16 protein-coding genes are annotated in these 25,583 nt (G+C 34.6%); 11 read left to right on the top strand and 5 right to left on the bottom strand.

Annotated features, from left to right (window positions below; translation table 11 throughout):
* Positions 1 to 6 precede the first annotated feature (6 nt).
* The gene (locus NCC77_RS18695) at positions 7 to 3,294 is read right to left on the bottom strand and encodes a SusC/RagA family TonB-linked outer membrane protein (protein WP_250836954.1); all 3,288 of its coding nucleotides are present in this window, start codon (positions 3,292 to 3,294) and stop codon (positions 7 to 9) included.
* Between the two features lie 249 nt (positions 3,295 to 3,543).
* On the opposite strand from NCC77_RS18695, the gene NCC77_RS18690 reads away from it, so the two are divergent.
* The 8 genes from NCC77_RS18690 (at position 3,544) to NCC77_RS18655 (ending at position 17,401) form a co-directional block, all read left to right on the top strand.
* A complete protein-coding gene (locus NCC77_RS18690; protein ID WP_250836953.1) occupies positions 3,544 to 4,293 on the top strand; it encodes a DeoR/GlpR family DNA-binding transcription regulator in 750 nt (249 codons plus the stop codon).
* Between the two features lie 309 nt (positions 4,294 to 4,602).
* Positions 4,603 to 7,518: an FAD-binding and (Fe-S)-binding domain-containing protein gene (locus tag NCC77_RS18685; RefSeq protein WP_250836952.1), complete on the top strand. Its 2,916-nt coding sequence runs from the start codon at positions 4,603 to 4,605 to the stop codon at positions 7,516 to 7,518.
* 55 nt (positions 7,519 to 7,573) lie between these two features.
* Entirely contained in the window at positions 7,574 to 8,401 is an 828-nt protein-coding gene (locus tag NCC77_RS18680; protein ID WP_250836951.1) for an alpha/beta hydrolase, read from the top strand.
* Positions 8,402 to 8,735: 334 nt separating this feature from the next.
* Positions 8,736 to 10,217: a glycoside hydrolase family 10-like protein gene (locus NCC77_RS18675; RefSeq protein WP_250836950.1), complete on the top strand. Its 1,482-nt coding sequence runs from the start codon at positions 8,736 to 8,738 to the stop codon at positions 10,215 to 10,217.
* Between the two features lie 13 nt (positions 10,218 to 10,230).
* The gene (locus NCC77_RS18670; RefSeq protein ID WP_250836949.1) at positions 10,231 to 12,732 is read left to right on the top strand and encodes a beta-N-acetylhexosaminidase; all 2,502 of its coding nucleotides are present in this window, start codon (positions 10,231 to 10,233) and stop codon (positions 12,730 to 12,732) included.
* Between the two features lie 4 nt (positions 12,733 to 12,736).
* Positions 12,737 to 14,041, top strand: coding sequence for a serine hydrolase domain-containing protein (locus NCC77_RS18665; RefSeq protein ID WP_250836948.1), 1,305 nt, complete (start codon positions 12,737 to 12,739; stop codon positions 14,039 to 14,041).
* A 227-nt stretch (positions 14,042 to 14,268) separates the two neighbouring features.
* The gene (locus tag NCC77_RS18660) at positions 14,269 to 15,408 is read left to right on the top strand and encodes an exo-beta-N-acetylmuramidase NamZ family protein (RefSeq protein ID WP_250836947.1); all 1,140 of its coding nucleotides are present in this window, start codon (positions 14,269 to 14,271) and stop codon (positions 15,406 to 15,408) included.
* 130 nt (positions 15,409 to 15,538) lie between these two features.
* A complete protein-coding gene (locus NCC77_RS18655) occupies positions 15,539 to 17,401 on the top strand; it encodes a TonB-dependent receptor plug domain-containing protein (protein WP_250836946.1) in 1,863 nt (620 codons plus the stop codon).
* Positions 17,402 to 17,468: 67 nt separating this feature from the next.
* On the opposite strand, the gene NCC77_RS18650 is transcribed toward NCC77_RS18655, so the two are convergent.
* The 4 genes from NCC77_RS18650 to NCC77_RS18635 all read right to left on the bottom strand — a co-directional run bounded on the left by NCC77_RS18650 (position 17,469) and on the right by NCC77_RS18635 (position 21,812).
* The gene (locus NCC77_RS18650; protein ID WP_250836945.1) at positions 17,469 to 18,206 is read right to left on the bottom strand and encodes an alpha/beta hydrolase; all 738 of its coding nucleotides are present in this window, start codon (positions 18,204 to 18,206) and stop codon (positions 17,469 to 17,471) included.
* Complete coding sequence (gene ygiD, locus NCC77_RS18645) at positions 18,203 to 19,036, bottom strand: 4,5-DOPA-extradiol-dioxygenase (protein ID WP_490019315.1); 834 nt, start codon at positions 19,034 to 19,036, stop codon at positions 18,203 to 18,205. Before ygiD ends, NCC77_RS18650 begins: the two co-directional genes overlap by 4 nt.
* A 159-nt stretch (positions 19,037 to 19,195) precedes the next feature.
* Positions 19,196 to 20,026: a helix-turn-helix domain-containing protein gene (locus tag NCC77_RS18640; protein WP_250836943.1), complete on the bottom strand. Its 831-nt coding sequence runs from the start codon at positions 20,024 to 20,026 to the stop codon at positions 19,196 to 19,198.
* A 73-nt stretch (positions 20,027 to 20,099) separates the two neighbouring features.
* On the bottom strand, positions 20,100 to 21,812 hold the full coding sequence (locus tag NCC77_RS18635) for a S8 family peptidase (RefSeq protein WP_250836942.1): 1,713 nt from the start codon (positions 21,810 to 21,812) through the stop codon (positions 20,100 to 20,102).
* A 274-nt stretch (positions 21,813 to 22,086) separates the two neighbouring features.
* Here NCC77_RS18635 and NCC77_RS18630 point away from each other — a divergent pair, with 274 nt between their 5' ends.
* The 3 genes from NCC77_RS18630 (at position 22,087) to NCC77_RS18620 (ending at position 25,581) form a co-directional block, all read left to right on the top strand.
* Positions 22,087 to 22,347 carry a hypothetical protein gene (locus NCC77_RS18630; RefSeq protein ID WP_250836941.1) on the top strand — a complete coding sequence of 87 codons (261 nt, stop codon included), beginning with the start codon at positions 22,087 to 22,089 and terminating at the stop codon, positions 22,345 to 22,347.
* Positions 22,348 to 22,514: 167 nt separating this feature from the next.
* Positions 22,515 to 22,718: a hypothetical protein gene (locus NCC77_RS18625; protein WP_250836940.1), complete on the top strand. Its 204-nt coding sequence runs from the start codon at positions 22,515 to 22,517 to the stop codon at positions 22,716 to 22,718.
* A gap of 190 nt (positions 22,719 to 22,908) precedes the next feature.
* Positions 22,909 to 25,581, top strand: coding sequence for a PAS domain-containing sensor histidine kinase (locus NCC77_RS18620; protein ID WP_250836939.1), 2,673 nt, complete (start codon positions 22,909 to 22,911; stop codon positions 25,579 to 25,581).
* The last annotated feature ends 2 nt before the right edge of the window (positions 25,582 to 25,583 follow it).

Raw genomic sequence — 25,583 nt, 5'->3', positions numbered from 1 at the left:
TAGAGATTAGAAAGAGATATCAACACCAACTGACCATGTTTTTGTGTAAGGATAAGCTCTTCCCCAGAAAACTTCTGTTTCATCGATTTCAGGATCTACAGGAAGACGTTTGTCTGCCCAAGTCGCAATATTTTCACCAGAAGTATATAATCTTACTTTTTCTAATCCTGCTTTTTTCACAAGAGCTACTGGCAAATTATATCCGATAGTAAAGTTTTTTAGACGGAAATAAGACATGTCTAACAAATATCTTGTCGAAGTAACAAAGTTGTTCTGACCTTGAGTACCTGACCCAAAAGTATTTGCTTCATTACCATAGTATGGATTTGGAAAGTAAGCATCTGTGTTTTCTGGAGTCCAGTAATCTGCTTGGTTGGCATACATTTGCTGAGGCGCACGGAAGAAAGGCAATACAGCATCTGAAGCAGCCCAGTAATCACGTTTTCCAACTCCTTGGAAGAAAGTAGAAATATCAAATCCGCGGAATTTACCACCTAATGTGATACCATATCTGTAACGAGGAGTTGAGTTACCAATTTTTTTCAAATCTCCATGATCATCAGCAGTTCCAGCTCCACGAGTAATAGCGCCATCGCCATCTATATCTACGTAGTGAACGTCTCCAGCCCCATATTTAAAGTTTCCACCCATTGTTTTAGAGTAGTCAACGCCATTTACCGTTTTTCCGTTATTCGTAATTACGTCATCAGCCTGTAAAAGTCTGTCACTAGTTAATCCCCAGATTTGGCCAATTTCGTAACCATCATAATAAGGTTTTGTATCTGGAGTAACTAAAGCTAATAGTTTAGAAGTGTTATTCCATTTTGTAATAACCGATTTAGAATCAGATAAAGCAAGATCAACAAAAACAGAAGCCGTTTCGCTTAAATTTTTATTAAAGTTTAATGAAAGCTCCCAACCTTGAGTTCTCATGTTTCCAGAGTTAGTCTGAGCAGAAGTCTGCCCAAATGAACCAGGAAGTGTTATACCTGGAGCAAGCATTCCTTTTGTATCACGCTGGTACCAGTCAAAAGAAGCACCAAGCATATCAAATATTTTAACATCGATACCCACATCTTTTGTCATTACTTTTTCCCAAGTTAATGCAGGATCTACGTTAGTTGGTAAATTTGTAGAAGGAGGAAGAGTAGCACCACTATTTACCCAAGAAGGATTTTTAGCTGTCATGATCGATAAGAAAGCATTGTTTCCAACATTTTGGTTACCGATTGATCCGATAGAACCACGCAATTTAAGATCGTTTAACCATCCGCGAGTTCCTTCCATAAATTTCTCATTCACAATTTTATATCCTACAGAAGCAGAAGGGAAGAATCCCCATTGTTCGTTAGTTGGAAATCTTGATGAACCATCATAACGAGCATTAAGCTCTACTAAATAAATCCCGTTGTAATCATAATTCACACGTCCAAAGAAACCTGCAATTGAGTATTCTGTTACCGTTGGATTTAAATCTGTGTTTGCAGCTCCAGAAACAAATTGTTCTCCTACTGCAAGGTTAAATTCTGGTTTAGATTTGTCTAAAAGCGTATTTCTTCTTGCATAGTTGCGAGATAAATTTTGCCATTCTGAGTTGAAACCAGCTAAGAATTTGAAATTATGCTTGTCAAATTGTTTTTTATAGTTACCATAAATGTTTACCACATTTGTAGTTGACTCTTGTTTGGATTGTCCAACAAAATCATTTCCTGTTTCGAGAGTTGCAGGAGTAGCAGTCTGAATTGTAGTAGCATCGTATGGCATTGCAGACCAGCTGTCCCATGCTAAGAATTTACCTCCATTTTGTTTTCTGTTGTAATAATCGTTTACACTGCTTACCTCAGTGATAAGGTTTAAATCTTTTGTAATATCTGCTGTAAATCTAGCGCTTAACCTTGTATTGCGTTTATTGTTTTCGTTTCTAGAAGCATTAGATAAATATCCTCCCGCTGTACGGAAATTGTATCCTCTGTAAGTTCCAAAATTCGGGAAATATTGCCCCCAACGTAGCGCATAACCAAAGTAACCTCCGTAACCTGTATCATCGGTTCCAGAACCTCCATAATAGTTAAAAGGCTGATCGTAAGAACTGTTGATTGTCATTACTTTGAAATCTCCAGTAAGCCAATCTGCTAGTTTTGTCGTGAAACCTAAGTTGATGTTGATTCTTTGTCTTTTTTCCTGATTTACTCTTAACATACCATCTTGGTTGGTAAGACCGAACGAAGCAAAGAATGAACTTTTATCACCTAAATTTCCTTGAGCAGAAACATTGTGCGTTGTTTGTAACGCATTACTGGCATACAATTCTTTATTTGCATCCCAAACTCTATAAAAATAAGGAACACCATTTTTTATTTCCCAATCTTCTCCATAAACCATTTCATTACTGGTACGATTGTTTGCATATTTTTGTTTCCAGTTTTTAATTCCGTCTAATAAAATGCTATAGTTCTGGCCAAAAATCTCTGGAGTAGAACCATCCGTTCTTGTTCCTGCAGCGATCAATCCTGGAATTTCTTCTGTTGGATCTAAGAATTTAAGTGTAGAAATCGGATTTACAAAAGCAGTATTTGCTGAATACGAAAATCTCACTTTTCCTTCGCCTGTTTTTCCGCTTTTTGTAGTAATAAGAACAACACCAAACGCAGCACGAGCACCATAAATAGATGCAGAAGCAGCATCTTTAAGTACAGACATCGTTGCGATATCATTTGGGTTAATCAATGATAAGTCGGTAGGAACACCGTCTACTAATATTAAAGGATCGTCTGAACCATTAATTGTACCCGCTCCACGAATGTTGATTTTTGCAGCACGGTTAATATTTCCTGAGTTAAAATTAATGTTTACACCCGGAGTAGTACCTTGTAAAGCTCTACTAACATCAGTTAAAGGTCTGCTTCCAATTGTTTTAGCAACATCAATATTGGCAACAGCTCCTGTTAAATTTGTTTTTTTCTGAGAAGCAAAACCTACAACAACAACTTCGTCTAATTTCGAAGTGCTTTCTATAAGACCAACATTTATTTTCTGCTGGCTTTCCACTTTAATTGATTGAGTTTCATAACCCATATAACTAAAGCTTAGAGTTCGTCCCGGTGCTACAGAAATGCTGTAGTTTCCATCAAAGTCAGTGGTTGTGCCATTATTTGTTCCTTGAATAATAACGCTGACTCCTGGAATTGGAATTCCGTCTGTTTTGCTTTTTACTGTTCCAGTAACTGTTTTTGCTTGTCCAAATGCTGCTTGAATGCACAAAAACAACACTGAAATAAAGAGTAACTTTTTCATGATTAATCTGGTTTTTTATGGTTGTTGTTGAGCAAATATATTTATTTATTGCATATAAATGCGTTATTTTAGATTTTTTTTCTAAAAATAATTTAAAAAACGCAAAATAACGCAAGTTTTGATAAAAAATAATTATTGATTTTGTTTTTAAAATCTTGCTAATGCATGATTTTGCAGTTTTTAAGCTCTTTTCTGATATAGAATGAAATATTTGATATATTTGTGATGAATTTTAACTTTTATAAAAAAATGCTGAAAGCCGAGAGACATAAATACATAATGACTAAACTTATTGAAGACCAAAAAGTTGTTACAACAGATTTAGCTTTGGCTCTCGATTTGTCTGAAGATACAATTAGGAGAGATTTGAACGAATTGGATAGTAAAAAGCAGTTAGAGAAAGTATACGGCGGTGCAGTTCAAGTTAAAGAAAAACCTGCGAATGTATTTGATATTGCCATAACGGCAGAAGAACAGAAAAAGCAAATCGTGACAAAAGCATTGTCTCTTCTTCATGACGATCAAGTTATTATAATGAGTGGAGGAAGCACTAATTTGGTTTTTGCAAAGTTAATTCCGGCCGATTTAAAAGCTACAATATATACTTATAGTTTACCAATAGCCATGCAGTTGTCTCAGCATCCTAATATTGATTTGATTTTTATTGGAGGGAAAATGCAGAAAAACGCAATGGTAACAATAGGTATGGATGTGATTCAGGTGGTTTCTAAAATAAAAGCCGATATTTGTTTCATTGGTGCCAGCAGTATTAATATCAAACAGGGGCTTACAGAAGTAGGTTACGAAATCTCAATTGTCAAAAAAGCAATGATAGAAGCTTCTGATAGAGTGGTTTCGATGTTTGCTTCCAATAAATTAAATACCAAAATGCCACATGGTGTTTGCGATCTTACCCAATTAGATACTATTGTAACAGAATTAGATCCAGAGGATGAAAAACTAGATGAATATAGAAAATCTGGAGTTTTTATCTTATAACTTTAAACTTATCTAATGTAATTTTTGCGTTTTGTTGCGTTATTTTAATTTTATTATGTTAAAAAACGCAAAATAATGTATTTGTATGCTTTTTGTATCTATATTTGTTAAAACTAATTTTATTAGTCAGATATATTTATGAAAAACATTCCTTTATGTGCTTGCCATTTCTTGGTGTATTTAAAAGAAGTTCAGTCTTTTAAATAGGAACTTTAATAAATATTGAATTCTAATAAGATTAGAATGTATTGTTTTTACCGAAACAGAAACAAAACATATTAAAGAACCAAAAGCAACAGAACCAATTAAATGTCCGATTCTCTCCAACTACAAGAATTAGAAACTTCACTAGAAGGAACTCTTTTTTATGATGACCTTCATAAAAAAATATATGCCACAGATGCCTCTGCTTATCGAATTATGCCTCTTGCCGTGGCGATTCCAAAATCAGAAAATGATATTGTAAATATTATTCGTTTTGCTTCCAAAAATAAAATTTCTATAACGCCCAGAACAGCTGGAACATCTTTGGCGGGACAGACTATAGGAAGTGGAATCATTGTAGATGTCTCAAAACATTTTAATAAAATTGTTTCTTTTGATCCTAAAAAGAAAACCATAACCGTTCAGCCAGGAGTAATTCGCGATGAACTGAATTTATATCTAAAACCGCACGGATTATTTTTTTCACCAACAACATCCACAACCAATAGATGTATGATTGGCGGAATGGTCGGAAATAATTCATCGGGAACAACCTCAATTCGTTATGGTGTTACCCGAGACAAAATTGTAGAAATAAAAGCCGTTTTAAGTGACGGAACTACCGCAGTATTTAAAGATTTAACTTCTGAAGAATTTATAGAGAAAACAAAAGGGGATTCTTTAGAAAATAAAATTTATAAAACGATTTACGACGAACTTTCGGACAAAGAAAATCAGGAAGAAATCTTAAGAGAATTTCCAAAACCAGAAATTCACAGACGAAATACGGGTTATGCGATTGATGTTCTACTAAAATCGAAACTTTTTTCAGGAACAGAAGATATCATCAATTTAGGAAAACTCCTTTGCGGAAGTGAAGGAACATTGGCTTTTACGACAGAGATAACTTTGAAAGTAGATGATTTGCCGCCAGTAAACAATATTATGGTAGTGGCACATTTTCATACCATTCAGGAAAGTTTGGAAGCCGTCGTTACGGCAATGAAACATCATTTGTACACTTGCGAAATGATGGATGATACGATTTTAGATTGTACTAAAACCAATAGAGAACAAGCCAAAAATAGGTTTTTTATTGTTGGCGAACCAAAAGCAGTTATCATGCTCGAGGTTGGATCTCACATTAGTATGGAAGATGCCGAAATGCAAGCCGATGCTTTAATTAAAGATCTTCAAATTAATGGTTTCGGATATGCCTTGCCCAAAATTTATGGAGCAGATATTGACAAAGTAAACGACGTAAGAAAAGCAGGTCTTGGACTTTTGGGAAGTATTGTGGGCGATGATAAAGCGGCCGATTCTATTGAAGATACAGCGGTTGAGTTGAGTGATCTTCCTAATTATATTGCCGATTTTGCAGCGATGATGGAAAGACACGGACAAAGTGCGATTTACTATGCGCATGCTGGAGCGGGAGAGCTGCATTTGCGTCCGAAGATAAATTTAAAGACAAAAGAAGGATTGCATCAATTCAGAAATTTATCTACCGAGGTAGCGCATCTAGTAAAAAAATACAGAGGTTCGTTAAGCGGTGAACATGGCGACGGAATCTTAAGAGGAGAGTTTCTGCCTTTTATGATTGGCGATAAAAACTACGAACTGCTAAAACGAGTAAAAAAAGCATTTGATCCGAACACGATTTTGAATGTTGGAAAAATCGTAAACGCTTCTAAAATGGATGAAAATCTTCGTTTTGAAGCGGGAAGGGAAGAACCGGAGATAAAAACGATTCAGGATTTCTCTGATAGTTTAGGAGTTTTACGTGCTGCGGAAAAATGCAACGGTTCAGGCGATTGTCGTAAAATGCCATCGGCTGGCGGAACTTTATGTCCGAGTTATCGTGCCACAAGAAACGAAAAAGATACGACGCGTGCTCGTGCCAACGCTTTACGCGAATATTTGACGAATTCAGAAAAAGAAAATAAATTCGATCACGAAGAATTATATAAGGTTTTCGAATTGTGTGTGAGCTGTAAAGCCTGTGCGAGCGAATGTCCGAGTAATGTTGATGTAGCGACTTTAAAAGCTGAATTTTTATACCAATACCAAAAAGCAAACGGTTTTTCTTTCCGAAATAAAATATTTGCTTTCAATTCAAAATTGAATGAATTGGGAAGTATTGCGCCATCATTTACCAATTGGACATCCAATCTTTCTTTCGTTAAAAAACGTATGGGAATTGCTCCTGAAAGACAAGTGCCGTTATTGGCTCCAAAGACGTTTAGAAAATGGTATGAAAAGAACAAAAAACATAATCCAGACAGCTATTTTGAGAATGGTAGTGTTTATCTTTTTTGTGATGAATTTACCAATTATTACGATGTTTCAATCGGAATTGATGCTTTCGAATTATTAACCAAATTAGGTTACAGAGTAATTATAATCGATCATGAAGAAAGCGGAAGAGCCTTTATCTCAAAAGGCTTTCTGGAAGAAGCGCAGGAAATTGCGAATAAAAACATTAATACCTTTAAAAATATAATTTCTGAAAATACGCCTTTAATCGGAATTGAACCTTCGGCCATATTGACTTTTAGAGACGAATATCTCCGATTGGCGGCAGACAAAGAAAGTGCAGAGAAATTAGCTAAAAATACTTTTACAGTCGAAGAGTTTTTCAAAAGAGAAATTGGGAACGGAAAAATTCACGCAGATCAATTTTCTGAGAAAGAGAAAAATATCAAAATTCATGGGCATTGTCATCAAAAATCATTGAGTAGTGTAGAAGCTTCTTTTGCGATGCTGAATATTCCAAAAAATAATACGGTTACGATTTATAATTCGGGTTGTTGCGGAATGGCGGGTTCATTTGGATATGAAAAAGAACATTACGAAATCAGTATGAAGATGGGTGAAGATACTTTGTTTCCGAAAATCAGGGCAACAGAACCATCTACAGAAATTGCAGCCGCAGGAACCAGTTGCCGCCATCAGATTTTTGACGGAACGAGCAGAAAAGCCATGCATCCCGCAACTATTTTAAAAGATTGTTTGAAATAATTTTTTGTATTTTCCCAGTGCTTTTCAAAAATATTATTTTATAAAAACATCAATTATGAAAAAAACAATTTACACCTTTTTGTTCGCGTTTTTAATTTTTACAGCCAGAGCAGCAAAGGTTGACACTTTACAAGTTTTTAGCCCTTCAATGCAGAAGAACATTAAAACTTGTGTGGTAGTTCCAGAAAATTATAAAAAGAGCAAGAAAACATTTCCAGTTGTTTATCTGCTTCACGGCTATAGCGGAAATTATGCTTCATGGGCCAAAGATTTTAAAGAACTGGGAAAACAAGTAGATCAATACGGATTTATAGTGGTTGGAGTAGATGGAAATTATTCAAGCTGGTATTTTGACAGTCCAATCGATCCGAGTTTTAAGTATGAAACTTATGTGGTAAAAGAACTGGTTCCGTTTATTGATAAACAGTACAGAACAATTGCAGACCGTAAAGCAAGAGCCATTTCAGGTTTAAGTATGGGCGGACATGGCGCTTTGTATTTGTCATTCAAACATCAAGATGTATTTGGTGCCGCAGGAAGTATGAGCGGAGGAGTAGATTTTCGTCCGTTTCCTGAAAATTGGGATATCAAAAAACGATTAGGTCCAATTACAGAATTCCCAGAAAACTGGAATCAAAATACTGTGACCAATATGTTAGACTTGGTAAAAGACAACAAATTAAAACTAATTATTGACTGCGGAGTTGATGATTTCTTTATGAAAGTAAACAGAGAACTGCATGAAAAAATGTTGGATCTAAAAATAAATCACGATTATATCGAACGCCCAGGCGAACATAATCTTAAATATTGGGAGAATTCTTTAAAATATCAGCTTTTATTTTTTCATGATTTCTTCAACGAAAACATAAAAACAAAGTAACGTTAAGTGCATTGCGAACTACCGATAATTTGTAATGCATAAATTTTGGTTGGTTATCCTAACAGGTTTTCAAAACCTGTTAGGTATTTTTTTGCCAATCTAAATTAGAAAGATTTTTTTAAGTTTTCTTCTTTACTCTATGAGATTGCTCGCAAAGTCGAAGAGGCGCAAAGAATAAAAAAAAGCTTAAAAGAGAAAAACTTTGCGCCTCTGCGACTTTGCGAGATTAAAAAAATGAAAAGAAACTTTTGCGAACATAGCGTAAACCACTGCGCCCTTTGCGGTTAAAATTTTCTGCCAACAATATTATACTAACGACCTAAAATAATAATTTATGAAAAGCCTAAAAATTGTGATTTTGGTATTGCTGATTCAGACCAAAATTTTCAGTCAGCAATCTCCAAAAAGAGAAATGCGAGCCGCTTGGATTTCTACCGTAGAAAATATCGACTGGCCTTCTAAACCAGGATTATCAGATAAAGAAATGAAGAACGAAATGATTGCCATTTTGGATAATCTACGTTCTTACAATATGAATACTGTAATTTTTCAAATTCGCCCAACGGCCGATGCGTATTACAAATCGACCAAAGAACCAGCGTCGCATTGGATAACCGGAACTCAAGGCGTTGCGCCAGGTTTTGATCCGTTGCAGATGATGATTGACGAAGCAGGAAAACGCGGAATGAACGTTCATGTGTGGCTTAATCCGTATCGTGTTCAAAAAGATACGGTAAGAGATGTGCTTTCAAAAAATCATTTATATTTTAAAAGACCAGACCTTTTTCTGACGTACGGAAAAACGAGATATTTTAATCCAGGTTTGCAAGAAACTAGAAATTTTGTGGCTTCTGTTGTGGGCGAAATTGTTCGTAAATATGATATTCAGGCCGTGCATATGGATGATTATTTTTATCCGTATAAAATTGAAGGGCAGGAGTTTCCAGATGAAAAAGCATTTGCCAAAGAACCGCGCCAGTTTAAAGACAAAGACGATTGGAGAAGAGACAATGTCGATTTAATCATCAAACAAATTAGAGATACCATTATCGCTAATAAACCAGAAGTCGAATTCGGAATTTCGCCATTTGGAGTTTGGAGAAATATAGCCAAAGATTCACAAGGTTCTAATACAAAAGCAGGAGCAACCAATTATGATGATTTGTATGCGAATATCTTAAAATGGCAAAAAGAAAACTGGATCGATTATGTAACGCCTCAAATCTATTGGCACATTGGTTTTGACAGAGCCAATTTTGAAGTTCTGGCAAAATGGTGGGCAGAACACAAATACGGAGCAAATGTTTATGTGGGTCATGGCGATTACAAAATTTCAACTACTGCTAAAGAACCAGAATGGAGAAGTCCAGATCAAATTGTAAAACAGATTGAAATGATTCGTAAAATGCCTCAAATTGATGGTTCGATGCATTTTACCGCTTCGACTTTCTTAAAAAAAGGAGATACACTTAGAAATCCTCTTCTTCAAAAAGAATACAAATACATCGCTTTAACGCCAGAAGCGAATAGAATTACGAGATTAAAACCAGAAGTTCCAACAAATGCAGTAATTGCCAAAAAAGGCGACAAAGCAGTTTTAACTTGGAAGGCGGCTTTAAATGACAAAAAATATGTGATTTACAGATTTCCAAAAGGAAAAATTACCGATTTCTCAAATCCTCAGAATATTTATTATGTGACAACGGCTCTAAAACTAGAAGTGCCAAACCCAGATTTGGAAAACTACGTTTATGCGCTCACCGCTTTGAGTCAGACCCAGACAGAAAGCAGTCCGATTGAATTTTCAACAAAATAAAATATAAAAAGAAATGAGAAAAAGTATTCTTCTATTAGCCCTATTTCTAAGTTCGCTTAGTTTTGTACAAGCCCAAAAATTAGATTTAATTCCCAAGCCTGTATCGGTTCTGCAAAGCGCGGGACAGTTTGTTTTGCCTTCACCATTAAAAATTGTTGTAGACAAAAAACTAAAAAATAGCGCCGATTATATCACAGCTGGTTTTTCAAAAAATACAGGAGTTGCCCCAATTGTTTCCATTGGAAAAAAACACGGAAAAAATACTATTTCATTTTTAGTAGATAAGAAACTGAATCTTCCAAACGAAGGTTATCAATTAGAAATAAACGAAAAAGGAACTTTCATAAAAGGAAAAACGGATAAAGGTGTTTTAAACGGATTTCAGACTTTACTGCAAATTTGTTCTGCAAAAGAAGTTACAAAAGGAGCTCTTCCGTTTGTGAAAATAGAAGATTATCCTCGTTTTGATTGGCGCGGAATGATGTTGGATTGTTCACGACAATTCTTTGACAAAGAAACTGTAAAAAATTATATCGACTGGTTGGCTGCTCATAAAATGAATGTTTTTCACTGGCATTTAACTGACGATAACGGTTGGAGAATCGAAATCAAATCAATGCCAGATTTAACTTTAAAAGGTGCTTGGAGAGGCCCTGGCGAAGTTTTATTGCCATCTTATGGTTCTGGAGACAAACGTTACGGAGGTTTTTATACACAAGAAGATATTAAAGAAGTCGTAGCTTATGCTGCAAATCGCGGTATTTCTGTAATGCCAGAAATCGAAATTCCAGGGCATTCGCGTGCGGTAACGGCTTCATATCCAGAAGTGGGTTGTGCGATAACGCAGGAACTTAAAAGTGTTCAGGGAGAAGTGAAAAATGTCTGGTGTGTGGGGCGTGAAGAAAATTATGATCTTCTCGATTCAATCATTAAAGAAGTTTCTGGATTATTTCCTTTTGAATATATTCATATTGCGGGAGACGAAGTGAATCGTGCCAATTGGGAACATTGTCCAAAATGTCAAGCTTTAATGGCAAAAGAAGGATTTACAGATAGTTTTCAGCTTCAGAATTATTTTTTTAGAAGAGTTCAAACGATTGTAGATAAATACCATAAAAAAACGGATGGATGGAATGAAATCCTGAAAGGCGGAGAAATTAATCCGAACACATTGATTTCTGCTTGGCAGGGAATTAGTTACGGAATTGAATCGGCAAAAAAAGGATATAAAACGATCATGATGCCGGGACAGTTTACGTATTACGATATGGCACAATCTGAAACAGAACGAGGCCATCGTTGGGCAGCAATCACAGATACCAAAAGAGCGTATTCGTTTGAACCAATTCCTGATGCTGACTTAACTCCCGAAGAACAAAAAAATATCATTGGAGTTCAAGGCGCTTTATGGAGCGAATATTTGGATCGTCCAGCAAGAATTATGGAATACCAAAGTTATCCGAGAATCAGTGCTTTATCTGAAATTGGCTGGTCTAAAAAAGAAGATAAAAACTGGGATGATTTTTATGAAAGATTAACCAACAACCATTTAAAAAGATTGGCCAATATGGGAATTGCATTTAGAGATTTTCCCCCAACAGCTATTTATAAAAACGGAACTATTACCGTAACACCGCCTTATGAAGGTGCCGTTGTACGATTTGACAAAGATGGAAATGAGCCAACAAGACAATCTTCTTTATATACAGGACCAATTCAGACGAAAGATTACGAGCAGTATATGTTTAGAGTGTTTTTTAATGAAACGTCGGCAAGTCCAGCTGTAAAAGTGGAGAAATTGCCTGTTGCTACTTGGAATACTTCAAAAGCAGAAGTTCTGACTATTTCTGAAAACATCTCAGAACATGTAGATAAAAAAGGGATTTGGTATTTGACATTTAATCCAACAGACGATGGAGCGAACGGAACAATCAAAAATGTTTCGCTTTTTGAAAATGATAAATTAGTTCAGACTTATGCAGACGAAAAAGCTTTAAAATCAAAACCTCGTTTGAGATTTCTAATTGAAAATTACAACGCAAAAAACACGTATAGATTGGATTTTACGGTTGAAAATAAGGAAGAGAAAAAGTCCGCTGCAAATGTAAAATTCAATTGCTCGCCTTATCAGGAACCAGAAGTGAAAGTGACTTCTTCGATGGCAGAAAATCCGAAGTTTCCAATTTCGAATCTGCAAGATTACAATGAAGAATCGTATTTGCGTACCGATGTTGCGTGTAAAGACGGCGATTGGATTTTGTATACCTTTACTAATCCTGTAATCTCTTCTAAAATAGATGTTTTAACCGGAATTCCGCATCATCCAAGATTTATTATTAATAATGGTTTTGTAGAGTTTTCATATAATGGAACTGATTTTATAAAAGCAGATAATTTCGATTACGGAAATGCATCGATTTATCCGAAACAGCCTGTAAAAGCCGTTAGAATTCAAATTACAGGAACCAATAATGAGCCTTTAATGGCAGGGCAGGACTTAAAAATTAATCCGTAGTACTATGAAAAATATTGGTGTCAAAATTATAATGGTTTCGTTGATTTTTTTGGGAATAAATGGTTATTCTCAGAAAAAGGCAAAGCAATCTTTTGATGTAAAAAGAAATGAAGTTTACATTGATTCGATGATGACAAATGCGCTTGAAAAAGGTTTTTTTCCAGGAGCGCAAATTATTGTGGGTACAATGGATTTTAATTTGATAGTTAAAAATTACGGTTATCATGATTATACAAAAAAGCAATTAGTAAAATCAGATGATGTTTTTGATTTGGCTTCAATGTCTAAAGTTTTAGGAGCGACATTGGTAACGATGCGTTTGGTTGGAGATGGAAAAATTAAATTGACAGATCAAGTGGGCGAAATTGTTCCGATGTACAAAAACACAGCGATTTCCGATTTAACGCTTTTTGAATTGCTAACACATACTTCTGGATTAACACCAAGTATCACTTTTTATCAATCATTGCTTTCTACACCAGATAATTCGGCTTTGTTGAGCAATCAAAAATCAGAGCAATATGTTGAGCCTTTTGATAATATGTTTGTGAACAAAAATATTGTTTACGATTCTAAATATCTGGTTTTTGAACCAAAAGAAAATTGGGTTCAGATTTATAAAAACATGTGGCTGAATCCAGAATTTTATCCGTCAGTTTATGAAAGGATTGCGAAGGCCAATACAAATCCGAGAGGGAAATATTTGTATAGCGATTTAAATTTGCTTTTGGTGAAACAAATGATAGAAACCAAAACAGGCAAAAAACTCGATAAGTTCACCAATGAAATTTATACCGAATTAGGCATTTCAAAAATTGGATATAATCCGTTAAAATGGACTTCAATTGAAAACGTAATGCCGACTGAAGTAGATAATTTCTTCAGAAGAGATACTATTAAAGGTTATGTGCATGATGAAGCGGCGGCAATTTTTGGAGGTGTCTCTGGAAATGCAGGTTTATTTGCCAACGCAGAATCGATTGCCGTTATCTGCAAAATGTTAATGAACAACGGAAATTATAAAGGAAAACAGATTCTAAAGGCAAATGTCGTAAAAGAGTTTACAGATTCGCCACTTGCGAAAGAAGGAATTTACAGAGGTTTAGGTTTTGATAAAAGAAAACCAGACGAGTTTTTTACAAAAGACGATTTTGGACATACAGGTTTCACAGGAACTTTTTTCTTTATGAATAGAAATACTAATAGATTTTTAATCATTCTAACGAATCGAGTTAACCCAACGAGAACAAACCGATTAATGTATAAAGACGATTTTAGTGCTAAAATCTGGAGGCAAATTAATAAATGATTTTTTTAGCCACGAATTCACGAATTAATTTTCTCAATCTGTGAGAAAAATTTTGCCACAGATTAAAAGGATTAAAATGATTTTTAGCCAATTGTTTTGCTTGTTCGCTGTCGCTTGATTCACGAATTATTTCAAATTGGTGTAATTCGGTGGATGTTTTTTAAACACATAGATTATAAATAATAATTCGTGAATTCGTGGCAGAAAAAATATAAAAAATAATCACTATGAAAAATATAATAATCTGCATACTAATTTCAGCGGTTTCTTTTGCGCAGCAAATAAAAACCGGCGCTGAGAATTCTGAAAAATACTTACCTTTATTAAAAGGCAAAACCGTAGGAATCGTTACCAATCAAACGGGAATTATCACTAAAGAAAAACACTTAGTCGATTTTTTAGTAGAACAAAAAGTAAGAATCAAAACCATTTTTGCACCAGAACACGGTTTTAGAGGGACAGCCGATGCGGGCGAACATGTATCGGACGAAATAGATTCTAAAACAGGGTTATCGATTACTTCATTATACGGAAAAAACAATAAACCAACACCAGAGCAATTAAAAGGAATCGATATTATGATTTTTGATTTGCAGGATGTTGGAACACGATTATACACGTATGTTTCTACAATGCACCGCATTATGGAAGCCTGCGCAGAGAACAATGTTCCACTGATTGTACTGGATCGTCCCAATCCGAATATCGCGATTGTCGACGGTCCGGTTTTGGATATTGCTTTTAAAAGCGGTATCGGAATGCATCCGACGCCTTTATTGCACGGAATGACTTTGGGCGAAGAAGCAAAAATGATCAACGGACAAAAATGGCTGAAAGATGGAATTCAATGTAAGTTGACTGTAATTCCGTGTTTGAATTATACTAGAAAAAGCTCTTATAGTTTACCTGTAAGACCTTCGCCAAATTTACCAAACGATCAAGCTATTAATTTGTACGTGAGTTTATGCCTTTTTGAAGGAACTAATGTGAGTATGGGACGTGGAACTGAAAAGCAATTTCAGATTTACGGATCTCCATATCTTCCAAAAAGTGATTTTGCTTTTATTCCAAAACCTAATTTTGGCGATAAAGATCCTTTGTATAAAGGTGTGGAATGTAATGGAGAAGATTTATCTGCAATTCCGAAAGTAAATAGATTAGAAATAAAATGGCTTATTAAAGCCTATCAAACCACTTCTGATAAATCGAAGTTTTTTGATAAAAGAAAATTTGCCATTCGTGCTGGCAACGAAAAATTGCAACAGCAAATTGAAGCCGGAATTTCGGAAGAAGAAATTAGAAACAGCTGGAAAGAAGGTGTGACAGCATTTAAAAAAATGCGTGCTAAATATTTGATTTATAAGTAATATCTCTCAGGTTTATTTGAATTTGGCCAAAATAGAATAGAAATTCATCCGGACTAGTTATAATTACAAAACTGGTATGCTTTATTGGTACGGTAAGGCGCTACTTTTGCCAAAAAAATAGTAAACCAAAATGAAAAAAATCTATTTTGCTGTCTTTACAGTAATTTGTACCAATTTTTACGCACAGACAAAGAACGATTCCATCAACCAAATGGATGAAGTTATTATTAATGAAGGCCGTTTTAATACACCCATTTCTAAACAAAATAGAAATGTATATGTTATCTCAAGCGAAACCATTAAAAAATTGCCAGGAAGAACATTGCAAGAAGTATTGCAATATGCCAACGGAGTAGACATCAGACAAAGAGGGCCATTTGGAACTCAAGCCGACATTAGTGTTGACGGTGGAAGTTTTGAGCAAACTGTTGTTTTGCTAAACGGAGCAAAAGTAATCGACTCGCAAACTGCCCATAATATGTTGAATCTTCCTCTTCCGGTTGAAGCAATTGAAAGAATCGAAGTCGTTCGTGGTCCAGCTGCGAGAATTTACGGAATTAACAGTTTAACGGGAGCAATTAATATTATTACTAAAAAGCCAACCGATTCTGGTTTTATGGTAAGCACTTATGCAGGTTCTAATTTTGAAAAAGATACGCAAGATACAGACGATACTTTTTACGGAACAGGAATTCAAGCAGGAGCTGTTTTAGGTAAAGAAAAACAACAGCATTTAATCTTCGCTTCGCACGATAAAAGCAACGGTTACCGTTACAATACCGCATTCGAAAACAACAAAATTTTCTATCAAGGAAATGTTCAAATCAATGATAAAAACGAAATTTTAGGTTCTGCAGGTTATATCAATAACGGATTTGGTGCAAACGGATTTTACGCAGCGCCTGGAGATAAAAACTCAACCGAAATTGTTCAGACTACATTTGCCAACATTCAGTCCAATCATCAAATTACGGACAGTTGGAAAATTATGCCGAGAGTGACTTACAGATACAATTATGATGATTACCGTTATTTAGGAAACTCAAATCTGGCTGTTGGAAGAAGTCAGCATTATACCAATTCAATTGCGGGAGAATTGAACTCTACCGTTAAATTATCTAAAGGAGAAATTGGCTTTGGAGCTGAATTTAGAAACGAAAACATTCACTCTTCAAACATTGGAGATCACGATCGCGAAAATGTTGGATTGTATGCTGAATACAGAACGAGTTTTACTGAAAAACTAGATGTAAATATTGGAACATATTTAAACTATAATTCAGATTACAAATGGCAGATTTACCCAGGAATTGACGCTAGTTATGCCATTACAGATGCATTTAAAATTATTGGAAATGTGGGAACAAGCCAAAGAATTCCTTCGTTTACCGATTTATACTTGAAACAGACAGGAAATATCGGAAATCCAGAATTAGATTCAGAAAACGCGTTTCAGAGCGAAATCGGATTTAAATACAACAAAAGAGCTTTGAGCTTTAATGCGAATTATTTCTACAGAAAAATAGACAACTATATCGATTGGATGCGTAATCTTACGACGCAGCCGTGGCAAAGTCAAAACACAGGAGATTTGAATACCAACGGTATCAATTTGCGTGGAACTTATAGATTCGATTTCTCTAAAGATTCTAGATTGAACATTCTTTTAGGATACACCTATTTAGATTCTGAATTTAAAACAGCGCGTACAGAAACGTACTCGAAGTATTCCATTTCTTCATTAAAGCATCAAATTACCAACACGATAGATTATCAGTTTAAAAACTTATCTGTGATGTTTGCAACTCGTTTTAACGAAAGAATTACAGGACCTTCTTACTGGGTAAATGATTTTAGAGTAAGTCAGTCAATTAATAAATTCACGATCTTTTTAGATGGACAAAATATTTTCAATGCAACGTATTATGAAGTAGGAGCGGTGCCGCTGCCTTCTAGATGGTTTACATTGGGAGTGAAATTAGTTACTTTTTAAATTACTTGATTTAGGAAATTAGATTTTTGTAAAAAGCCTGTAAATATTACTTTACAGGCTTTTTTTATTAAAGGCTATTCTTCTTTAACCAAAGATTGACATCATCAACCATCTGTTTATTTACAGTATGGCCTTCTTCATAAGAATGAAAATTTGGGTTTAAGTTTTTTGTTTTTAGAAAATCAGTCGCATCGACGGCATATTGATAATTTAAAACGGCATCTTGTTTTCCGTGAGAAATGAAAATTTTAAGATTGTCAAGACGTTTTTCATCTGCCATAAACGGTTTTATTTCGGGCAACAGTCTTCCGCTCATTACAGCAATTCCCTTTACTTTTTCTGGAGCAGTAAGCGCAACGCTGTAACTCATAATTCCGCCTTGGCTAAATCCCATTAAATAAACTTCATCTGGGTTAAAGTTGATTTGAGATTTTAAATCATTAATAAAATCAATCAGCATTAATCTTGAATTTTCTGCCTGTTCAGCATTTATTTGAGGTTTTCCAGTAGAAAAATCCACCTGAAACCAAGCGAAACTATTTGGACCAAAAGTCAATGGTCCGCGTGCAGAAACCACCACAAAATTATCTGGCAATTCGGGAGCAAACGAAAAAAGATTTTGTTCGTTTCCGCCAACACCATGAAGCAAAATCACCAAAGGCGGATTTGCTGTTTTTATTTTAGGTTCTCTAATTAAATAATGCAGTTTAGTTTTTTCTTTTGTTGAATTCATAATCGTAAAACTGAAAATGGATAGGATAATAAGAACAGCAAATGCTATCCAAAAAGGCTTTTTTATACTCATGCTTTGTCTATTTTTACAGACATCATATTGAGTGATCCCGCAACAAGTTCGTCATTGAAAACGGTTGCTTTTTCATCTTTTTCTTGAAGTGATAAAATGTACAATAACGGCAGATAATGTTCTGGTGTTGGAACCGCCAATTCAAATTCTCTTCCTTGTTTATCAAACTGAATAAGCGATTTATGGTCATTGTTCAAAATCATGCTTTTCATTTTTTCATTTGCAATATGCGCCCATTCAAAGGCGTAACCAGGAACCATCATTTTGTCCCATGCCGCTAGACGTAAGTTGTGAACTGTATTTCCGCTTCCGACAATAAGAACACCTTTTCGGCGTAAAGCTGCCAATTCTTTTCCCAATTCATAATGATATGAGGCAGGTTGCGTATAATCAATGCTCATTTCGATAACTGGAATATCGGCGTTTGGATAAAGAAATTTTACCACCGTCCAGCATCCGTGGTCCAATCCCCAGCTGTTGTCTAAACCAACTGAAGTTGAAGTAATCAGTTTTTGTGTTTCCAAAGCCAATTCTGGACTTCCAGGCGCAGGATATTGCACATCGAAAAGTGCCTGAGGAAAACCTCCAAAATCATGAATAGTGGGTGGTTTTTGCATTGCGGTTACAAAAGTTCCTTTGGTTTCCCAATGCGCCGAAATACAAAGTATGGCTCTTGGCTTTGGCAATGTTTTGGCCACTTGCTGAAAACCTTGCGTGAAATTATTATCTGCCAATGCATTCATCGGATTTCCGTGTCCAAGAAAAAGAACCGGCATTCGTTCTGTTGGGCCAAAAGTATCTACGGCCGTTTTGAGTGAGCTGAGTTTCATTGCTGCAGCTCCGATAGGTAAAATTGCCATGGTTTTTAGAAAATCTTTACGATTCATTTTTTATAATTAATTGCTTAAAAAGTATCTTTTATTTGTGATACAAAGTTGCATTTAATTACAACCAACGAGGTAACGATTTTCGGAAGAAAGGTTGTGTTTTTAAGAAAGAAGCTTCTTCATTTCTTCTCTAAATTCGGTTGGAGTCATTCCTGCTTTTCGTTTGAAAGCGTGTGTAAAATATGTTTTTTCATTAAAACCGAGTTCGTAACCTATTTCGGCAATGTTTTTATCTGTGGTCATTAATAAGTTTTTGGCTTCAGTCAATTTTCGGGTTTCAATAATTTCCGAAACGCTTTGCTGTAAAATATTTTGGCAGATAATATTTAAGTTGCGCGAAGTCATAAAAAGTTTTTCTGCATAGAAATTAACGTCTTTCGATTCTTTATAATGCTCTTCTAATAATCTCAGAAAGTTTTTAAAAGTTGAACTTTGAATTTTTTTCGATTCATCATTATTCAAATTCAATTTGCGTCTTTCCGATTCAATAATTGTAAAAAGTGCGCCTAATAATGATTTGATAACAGCAAGATCAGGAGCTTCTTGTTGGTATTCATCAAAAATAATTTTGCAGATCGTATCTAGTTTTTCAAAACACTGATTGCTCTGCAAACTAATATTTGCCTTGTCATGAAAGGAAGCATAAAGACTAAAAGTGGTTTCGGCAATAAATTCACTTTTGAATCGCAAAACCCACATATCGCAATCGCCATCTTTTACAAGAGGTTTTGCGCGATGAATTTTTCCTTGAGTGACAAAACTGATAAAAGGCGCTTCTATTAATTTGGATTGAAAATCTATAAAATGTTCCAGCTGACCTTTATTTCCAATAATAAGTTCTTCAAAATCATGCGCATGAGGTTCGTTTACCGATTGCATAATTTTTTCAGATTCGGCAGTTGTAATTTTAAACATTTTGAAAATCTCAGTCATAAATCAATTTTATAGAATTTTAAAGGTAATTATTATTCTTAGAATTTTCTATACTTGATTTATGCTCCAATCTTTATTTATTTTGTTTGTTTATTCTTTCTGCGAGTTGCATGGCATCGTAAAGATTTAGGACTTTTCCAGTTTTGGATAATTCTGAAAAAGGAACTTTTTTGTCTGTAGTTCCAGGAAGAATAACCTCAATATTATAGGGAGTTCCAGAATCTAAAATAATTTGTTTTACTTGTTTTACAGAAAGCTTAGGATAGTAAGTCCAAATTAATGCCGCTGTTCCAGAAACCATAGGGGCGGCAAAAGAAGTGCCAGATTCAAATTTATATCTATTTTCTGAGCCAGTTGTATAAATATCTTCTCCAGGTGCAAATAAATCTACATTTTGCTTTCCGTAATTTGAAAAATCAGAAACCAGTGTCGCTCCAAATTTTTGGGTTATAGATCCAACATTAATAAAATTATTACTTATTTCTGTTTTTTCATCATAATCTAAATCATTAGGAAAAGAAATGTTTTGGTCTACGTCTTCTGCATCATTTCCACTACTGTGTACAAGAAGAACATTATGTTTTTCAGCATATTTAAAAGCATCAATTACCCAATCACGATGCATCGAAAACTCTTTTCCAAAGGACATATTAATAACTTTTGCTCCGTTATCTACAGCATATCGAATGGCCATTGCTATGTCTTTATCGTGTTCATCACCAGAAGGAGAAATATTTATAGGCATAATCTTGGCTTCGGTCATTCCTTTTATTCCCTTATTGTTGTATCTATTGGCAGACAAAAGACCAGAAACCATAGTATTGTGATCCTGAATAGGTCTAATTCCTTCGATGGTATTGCTAATTTTATTATTGCCATATCCTTTTTCTAAGATTTCAGGGTTATCAGCAATAGATAATCTTTCATTATAATTCAAATTTAGATTTTTGTTCAGAACAGAATCTAACTGTATTTCTTTATCTTTTATATCTTCAAGTTTTTTTTCGCCAGATTCAATACCTACCATCATATATTTTATAAGGGCACCTAAATCTGTGTCCTTGTCCTTACGCATCTGACGATAAGTTTTATCATTAATCTTATACTTTTTATACATGCTGTCAAGTTGTTTATATGTATAATCTTCCTTTGGGAAAAAGTATTTTAATGTATCTTTTACAAGTGGAAACATTGCTACGCGGTACTGTAGTGATTGATGCCAATTGCCATAATATTCATTTTTTTCTTTAAAGGTTTTTAGTGCGCGCTGGTATTCTTTAAATTTATAAATATCCTCAGCCTCAATTTCAGATTCGCTTTTACCTTTAAAAAGTGGTTCCCATTTTTCTACTATACGCACATATTCATATCTGTTCCAGACCACATACGCGCCACTTTTAGTTCCTGTGAAACTCCATCCATTAATATCGTCTATGTACCCATTATGATCATCATCAATACCATTATTAGGGATTTCTTTGGTATTTGTCCATATAATACCTTGTAAATCTTCGTGTTTTAAATCGATTTGCGTATCAATTACCGCGATAATAAGATTTTTGTTTTTGGGTTTCTTTTTGTTTTGAAGATACCATTTCTCAAGAGAGATTCCTGGAATACTATCTTTTTGAAAATCTTTAAACTGCCATGTCTGTTTTACGGTAAGATTAGGACTTTCTAAGAGGGTTTGATTAAGATTGTTTGGAGTTTTTGTTGATTTACAGCTTACAAGAATTACAAAAATGAATAATAAAGTATAAAATAGCGGTTGTATTTTTTTGGGCATACTTTTTAGGTTATTTATAAGTTTAATATGTCTTTGGTTTTGTACAAAGAAAATACTTACGAATTGAATAATCAAACTAAAAAACAAAAAAATAAGTTTTATTTTACAAAAGGAAAATCAAGCCAAGTGAAATTTAAAATGTGATAAGAGAATCATGTAAACTTTCATCAAAATAATGTAACAAAAACCGGTCTATTTTGCTGAATTTTACGAATGTAGGAAAACAAAGTAATAATCATACTTTCAGTTTTTGATGGTATAAAAAGAATTAGAAATGGATACAAGAGATGAAAAAAACGATTTATTCCAAGATGGAATTGATCGTACGCAAGAAACCAATTGGGATCCTATTTTAGGATATCAGATGTATTTTCCGAATGATGACAATAAGCAGGAACACCTAAACGAAACAGATAATCCTATGCACCAACAAAATACGGGAGATTGGGGAGATGATGCCGATTACGAAGAACTTAGGCATAAAAATAATTTCAACAGAGATATTGCTGAAAATGAAGCAACAAAGACAGACTAAAGGATAATAGAAAGAGCGGAAATTTTCCGCTCTTTTTATTGGTAATTATCTGAAAATGAAAGTCTTGTTATGTAAAAAGTGAATGAAATTGTGTAAAGATAGTAAAGTTTAAAAGGAGTAGTTTTATAATATTAAAGAAGGAAATATTTATTTAAAAATATAGGATTATGAAAAAGCAAATAAAAATAAAAGTTGCTTTCTTAATTCTTCTAACAGGATTAGCATTTTCTTGTAAAAAGAACGAAAGCACAACAATAGATTCATACGAAAATGATTCTATTCAAAACACCATTGATACAGTTGGACCAGAAGTTGATACAATTAATATGGATACAACGGTAACAGTTAAAGCCGATACAATTACGAAATAATTATTGGGCAAAAAAATAGTAGAAAGCTGAATCTTAATGATTCAGCTTTTTTGATTTTAGAATCAGATAAAAGAATTGAACGAATGTTAAAAATAAAAACGTTTTTATCTATATTTGAGAAAGGATTTAACCGTTTAAATGCCTTTTTTATATTAAACAACTTTACGAATTACCTTTATTTAGTACGATAATGGAGCTAATAAATAATTTAGACCTTTTTCAAACTGTCTTTAATTCTGCGCCAAATGGAATAGCAGTTTTAAAGTCTTTGTACGATAATAAAGGCAAAATAGAAGATTTTTCAATATTATTGTTTAATACTTATATCATCAATTGGATTGATGATAAAGAATATCGAGAAAAACGATTCAGTAAGGTTTTCTTTAAAATAAATGAAACCAATATTTTAGAACATTTTATTGAGACGGCAGAAACTGGAGTTACGACCAATTTTGAGGAATGGTATGGAGAAGAAACCAACAAACAATGTTTCAGATTTACTGCTGTAAAACAAGACGATGTTTTGGTGGTAACTATGGAAGATATCACGGAAAAGAAACATGCCGAAACAGCTCTGAATAATGCACTGCTTGATGCAGAAAAACAAAAAAGGCTATATGATTCTATACTAAACGGAACTCCTGATCTGGTTTACGTATTTAGTCTCGATTATAAATTTACTTACGCCAACAAAGCTTTATTGACGATGTGGGGCAAGTCTGAAGAAGACTCAATCGGACGCAGATTAATTGAAAATGGTTATGAAGATTGGCATGCCGAAATGCATGAACAAGAGATAGATACTGTAGTCGCTACGAAAAAACCGATTCGAGGAACAGTTTCTTTTCCGCACGCAGAATTGGGAAGAAGAATTTACGATTATATTTTTGTTCCCGTTTTTAATGAAAATGGAGAAGTAGAGCTTGTTGCTGGAACAACGCGAGATATTACAGAAAGTAAACAAGCCGAAGAAAAATTACAGCAAAGTGAGAATCGTTTTCGAAAAATGATTCACCAAACGCCAGCTCCGACTTTAGTGCTTAAAGGCAATGATCTTATTATTGAGCAGATCAATAGGCATATGCTCCAAATGATTGGTAGAGGAGAAGAAATTATTGGCATGCGACTGATTGATGTTTTGCCAGAACTGGAAGGGCAATATGTTTGGGAGCAAGTTTTAAAGGTGTATAATGAAGGAATTCCTTTTGATCAAAGTGAAGTTTTGGTGCCGCACAATCGTACAGGCGAATTAAAAGACTATTATTATAATTTAGCTTATCGTCCGTTAATTGAAGATGGAGAAATAACGGGAATGATACAAGTGGCAGTTGAGGTTACGCAACAAGTTGTAGCACGCCAAAAAATGGAAGAGAGTGAGAGCCGCTTCCGCGCTTTAGTCAACGCATCATCCGATTTGGTTTATCGAATGGATGCCGATTGGATGATTATGCAAGATTTGGAAGGAGACGGACGTTTGGCAAATCAAAGAGAACGTGGTGTCAATTGGTTGGATAAATTTATTCACGCTAGCGATTTGCAGATGGCTGTTCATCTTATTTCTAAATCGATAGTAGAAAAATCCATTTTTGAAATGGAGCATAGGGTTATAAATAAAGACGATTCTGTTAGATGGGTTTTCTCTAGAGTGGTCCCGATATTAGACGATCAAGAAAAGATTATAGAATGGTTTGGTGCATCGAGTGATATTACTTCGCAGAAAGAACTTCAAAACGTTATTGCAGAAAGTGGAGAACGATTTAGACAGCTTGCAGATTTGGTCCCTCAAATTATTTGGACTGCCAATTCAGAAGGTTTTGTTGATTATTACAATAGCCGCTGGTACGAATACACAGGTTACATAGAAGATGAATTTGGAGATCCAAGCTGGATTTCAAAATTACATGCAGACGATGTTTATTTAGTGTCAAAAATGTGGTACGAAAGTGTTCATGCAGGAGTTCCTTATCAGACGGAATTTCGTTTAAAAAATGCCAATACGGGAGAATACCGCTGGTTTTTAAGTAAAGCGCTTCCTATTAGAGATAAAGAAGGCATCATTACCAATTGGTTTGGTACCTGTACAGATATTCACGAACAAAAGTCGATTACTGAAAAACTTGAAATTTTGGTAAAAGATCGTACTAAAGAATTGCAAAGATCTAACGACGATTTACAGCAGTTTGCGCATGTTGCATCGCATGATTTAAAAGAACCGGTTCGAAAGATAAAAACTTTTTTAAGCCGTCTAGAAGATCATATGGCAGGACAATTTGACGAATCTTCATCAAAATATATTGAACGAATTCATGTTGCGGCAGATCGTATGTTTAATATGATTGATGGCGTATTAGCGTATTCGAAAATGAATGCCGATTCGCAAAAAACAACAATAGTCGATTTAAATGAAGTTATTAAAAATATTGAGACCGATCTTGAAATCGCGCTCCAAAATACAAATGGCACGATTTATTTTGAAGAGCTTCCAGTTATAGAAGGCGCTTCTGTATTGTTGTATCAGCTGTTTTACAATCTTATTAATAATTCTATTAAATTTGCTAAAGAAGATACTCCGCCAGAAATACGTATTACAGCAACAGAACAAATTGAAGAAGGCACCAGAATTGCGATAATTACAGTAGAAGATAACGGAATTGGGTTTGATCTTGATCAAACAGGACGAATTTTTGAAACTTTTACACGTTTAAATTCTAAAGATCGTTATGAAGGAACTGGTTTAGGTTTATCGCTTTGTAAAAAAATAGCCGAACGTCACGGCGGAAGTATTACAGCCACAGGAATTGCTAATAAAGGAGCCATTTTTATTATAACATTGCCAATTGAGCAAAAAGTAAAACACATTTAAGT

It is taken from the genome of Flavobacterium tyrosinilyticum (assembly GCF_023656565.1).
In the GTDB taxonomy this organism is placed as follows: Bacteria; Bacteroidota; Bacteroidia; order Flavobacteriales; family Flavobacteriaceae; genus Flavobacterium; species Flavobacterium tyrosinilyticum.
The sequence above is the reverse complement of the archived record's forward strand: the minus strand, read 5'-3'. Positions and strand labels throughout refer to the sequence as shown.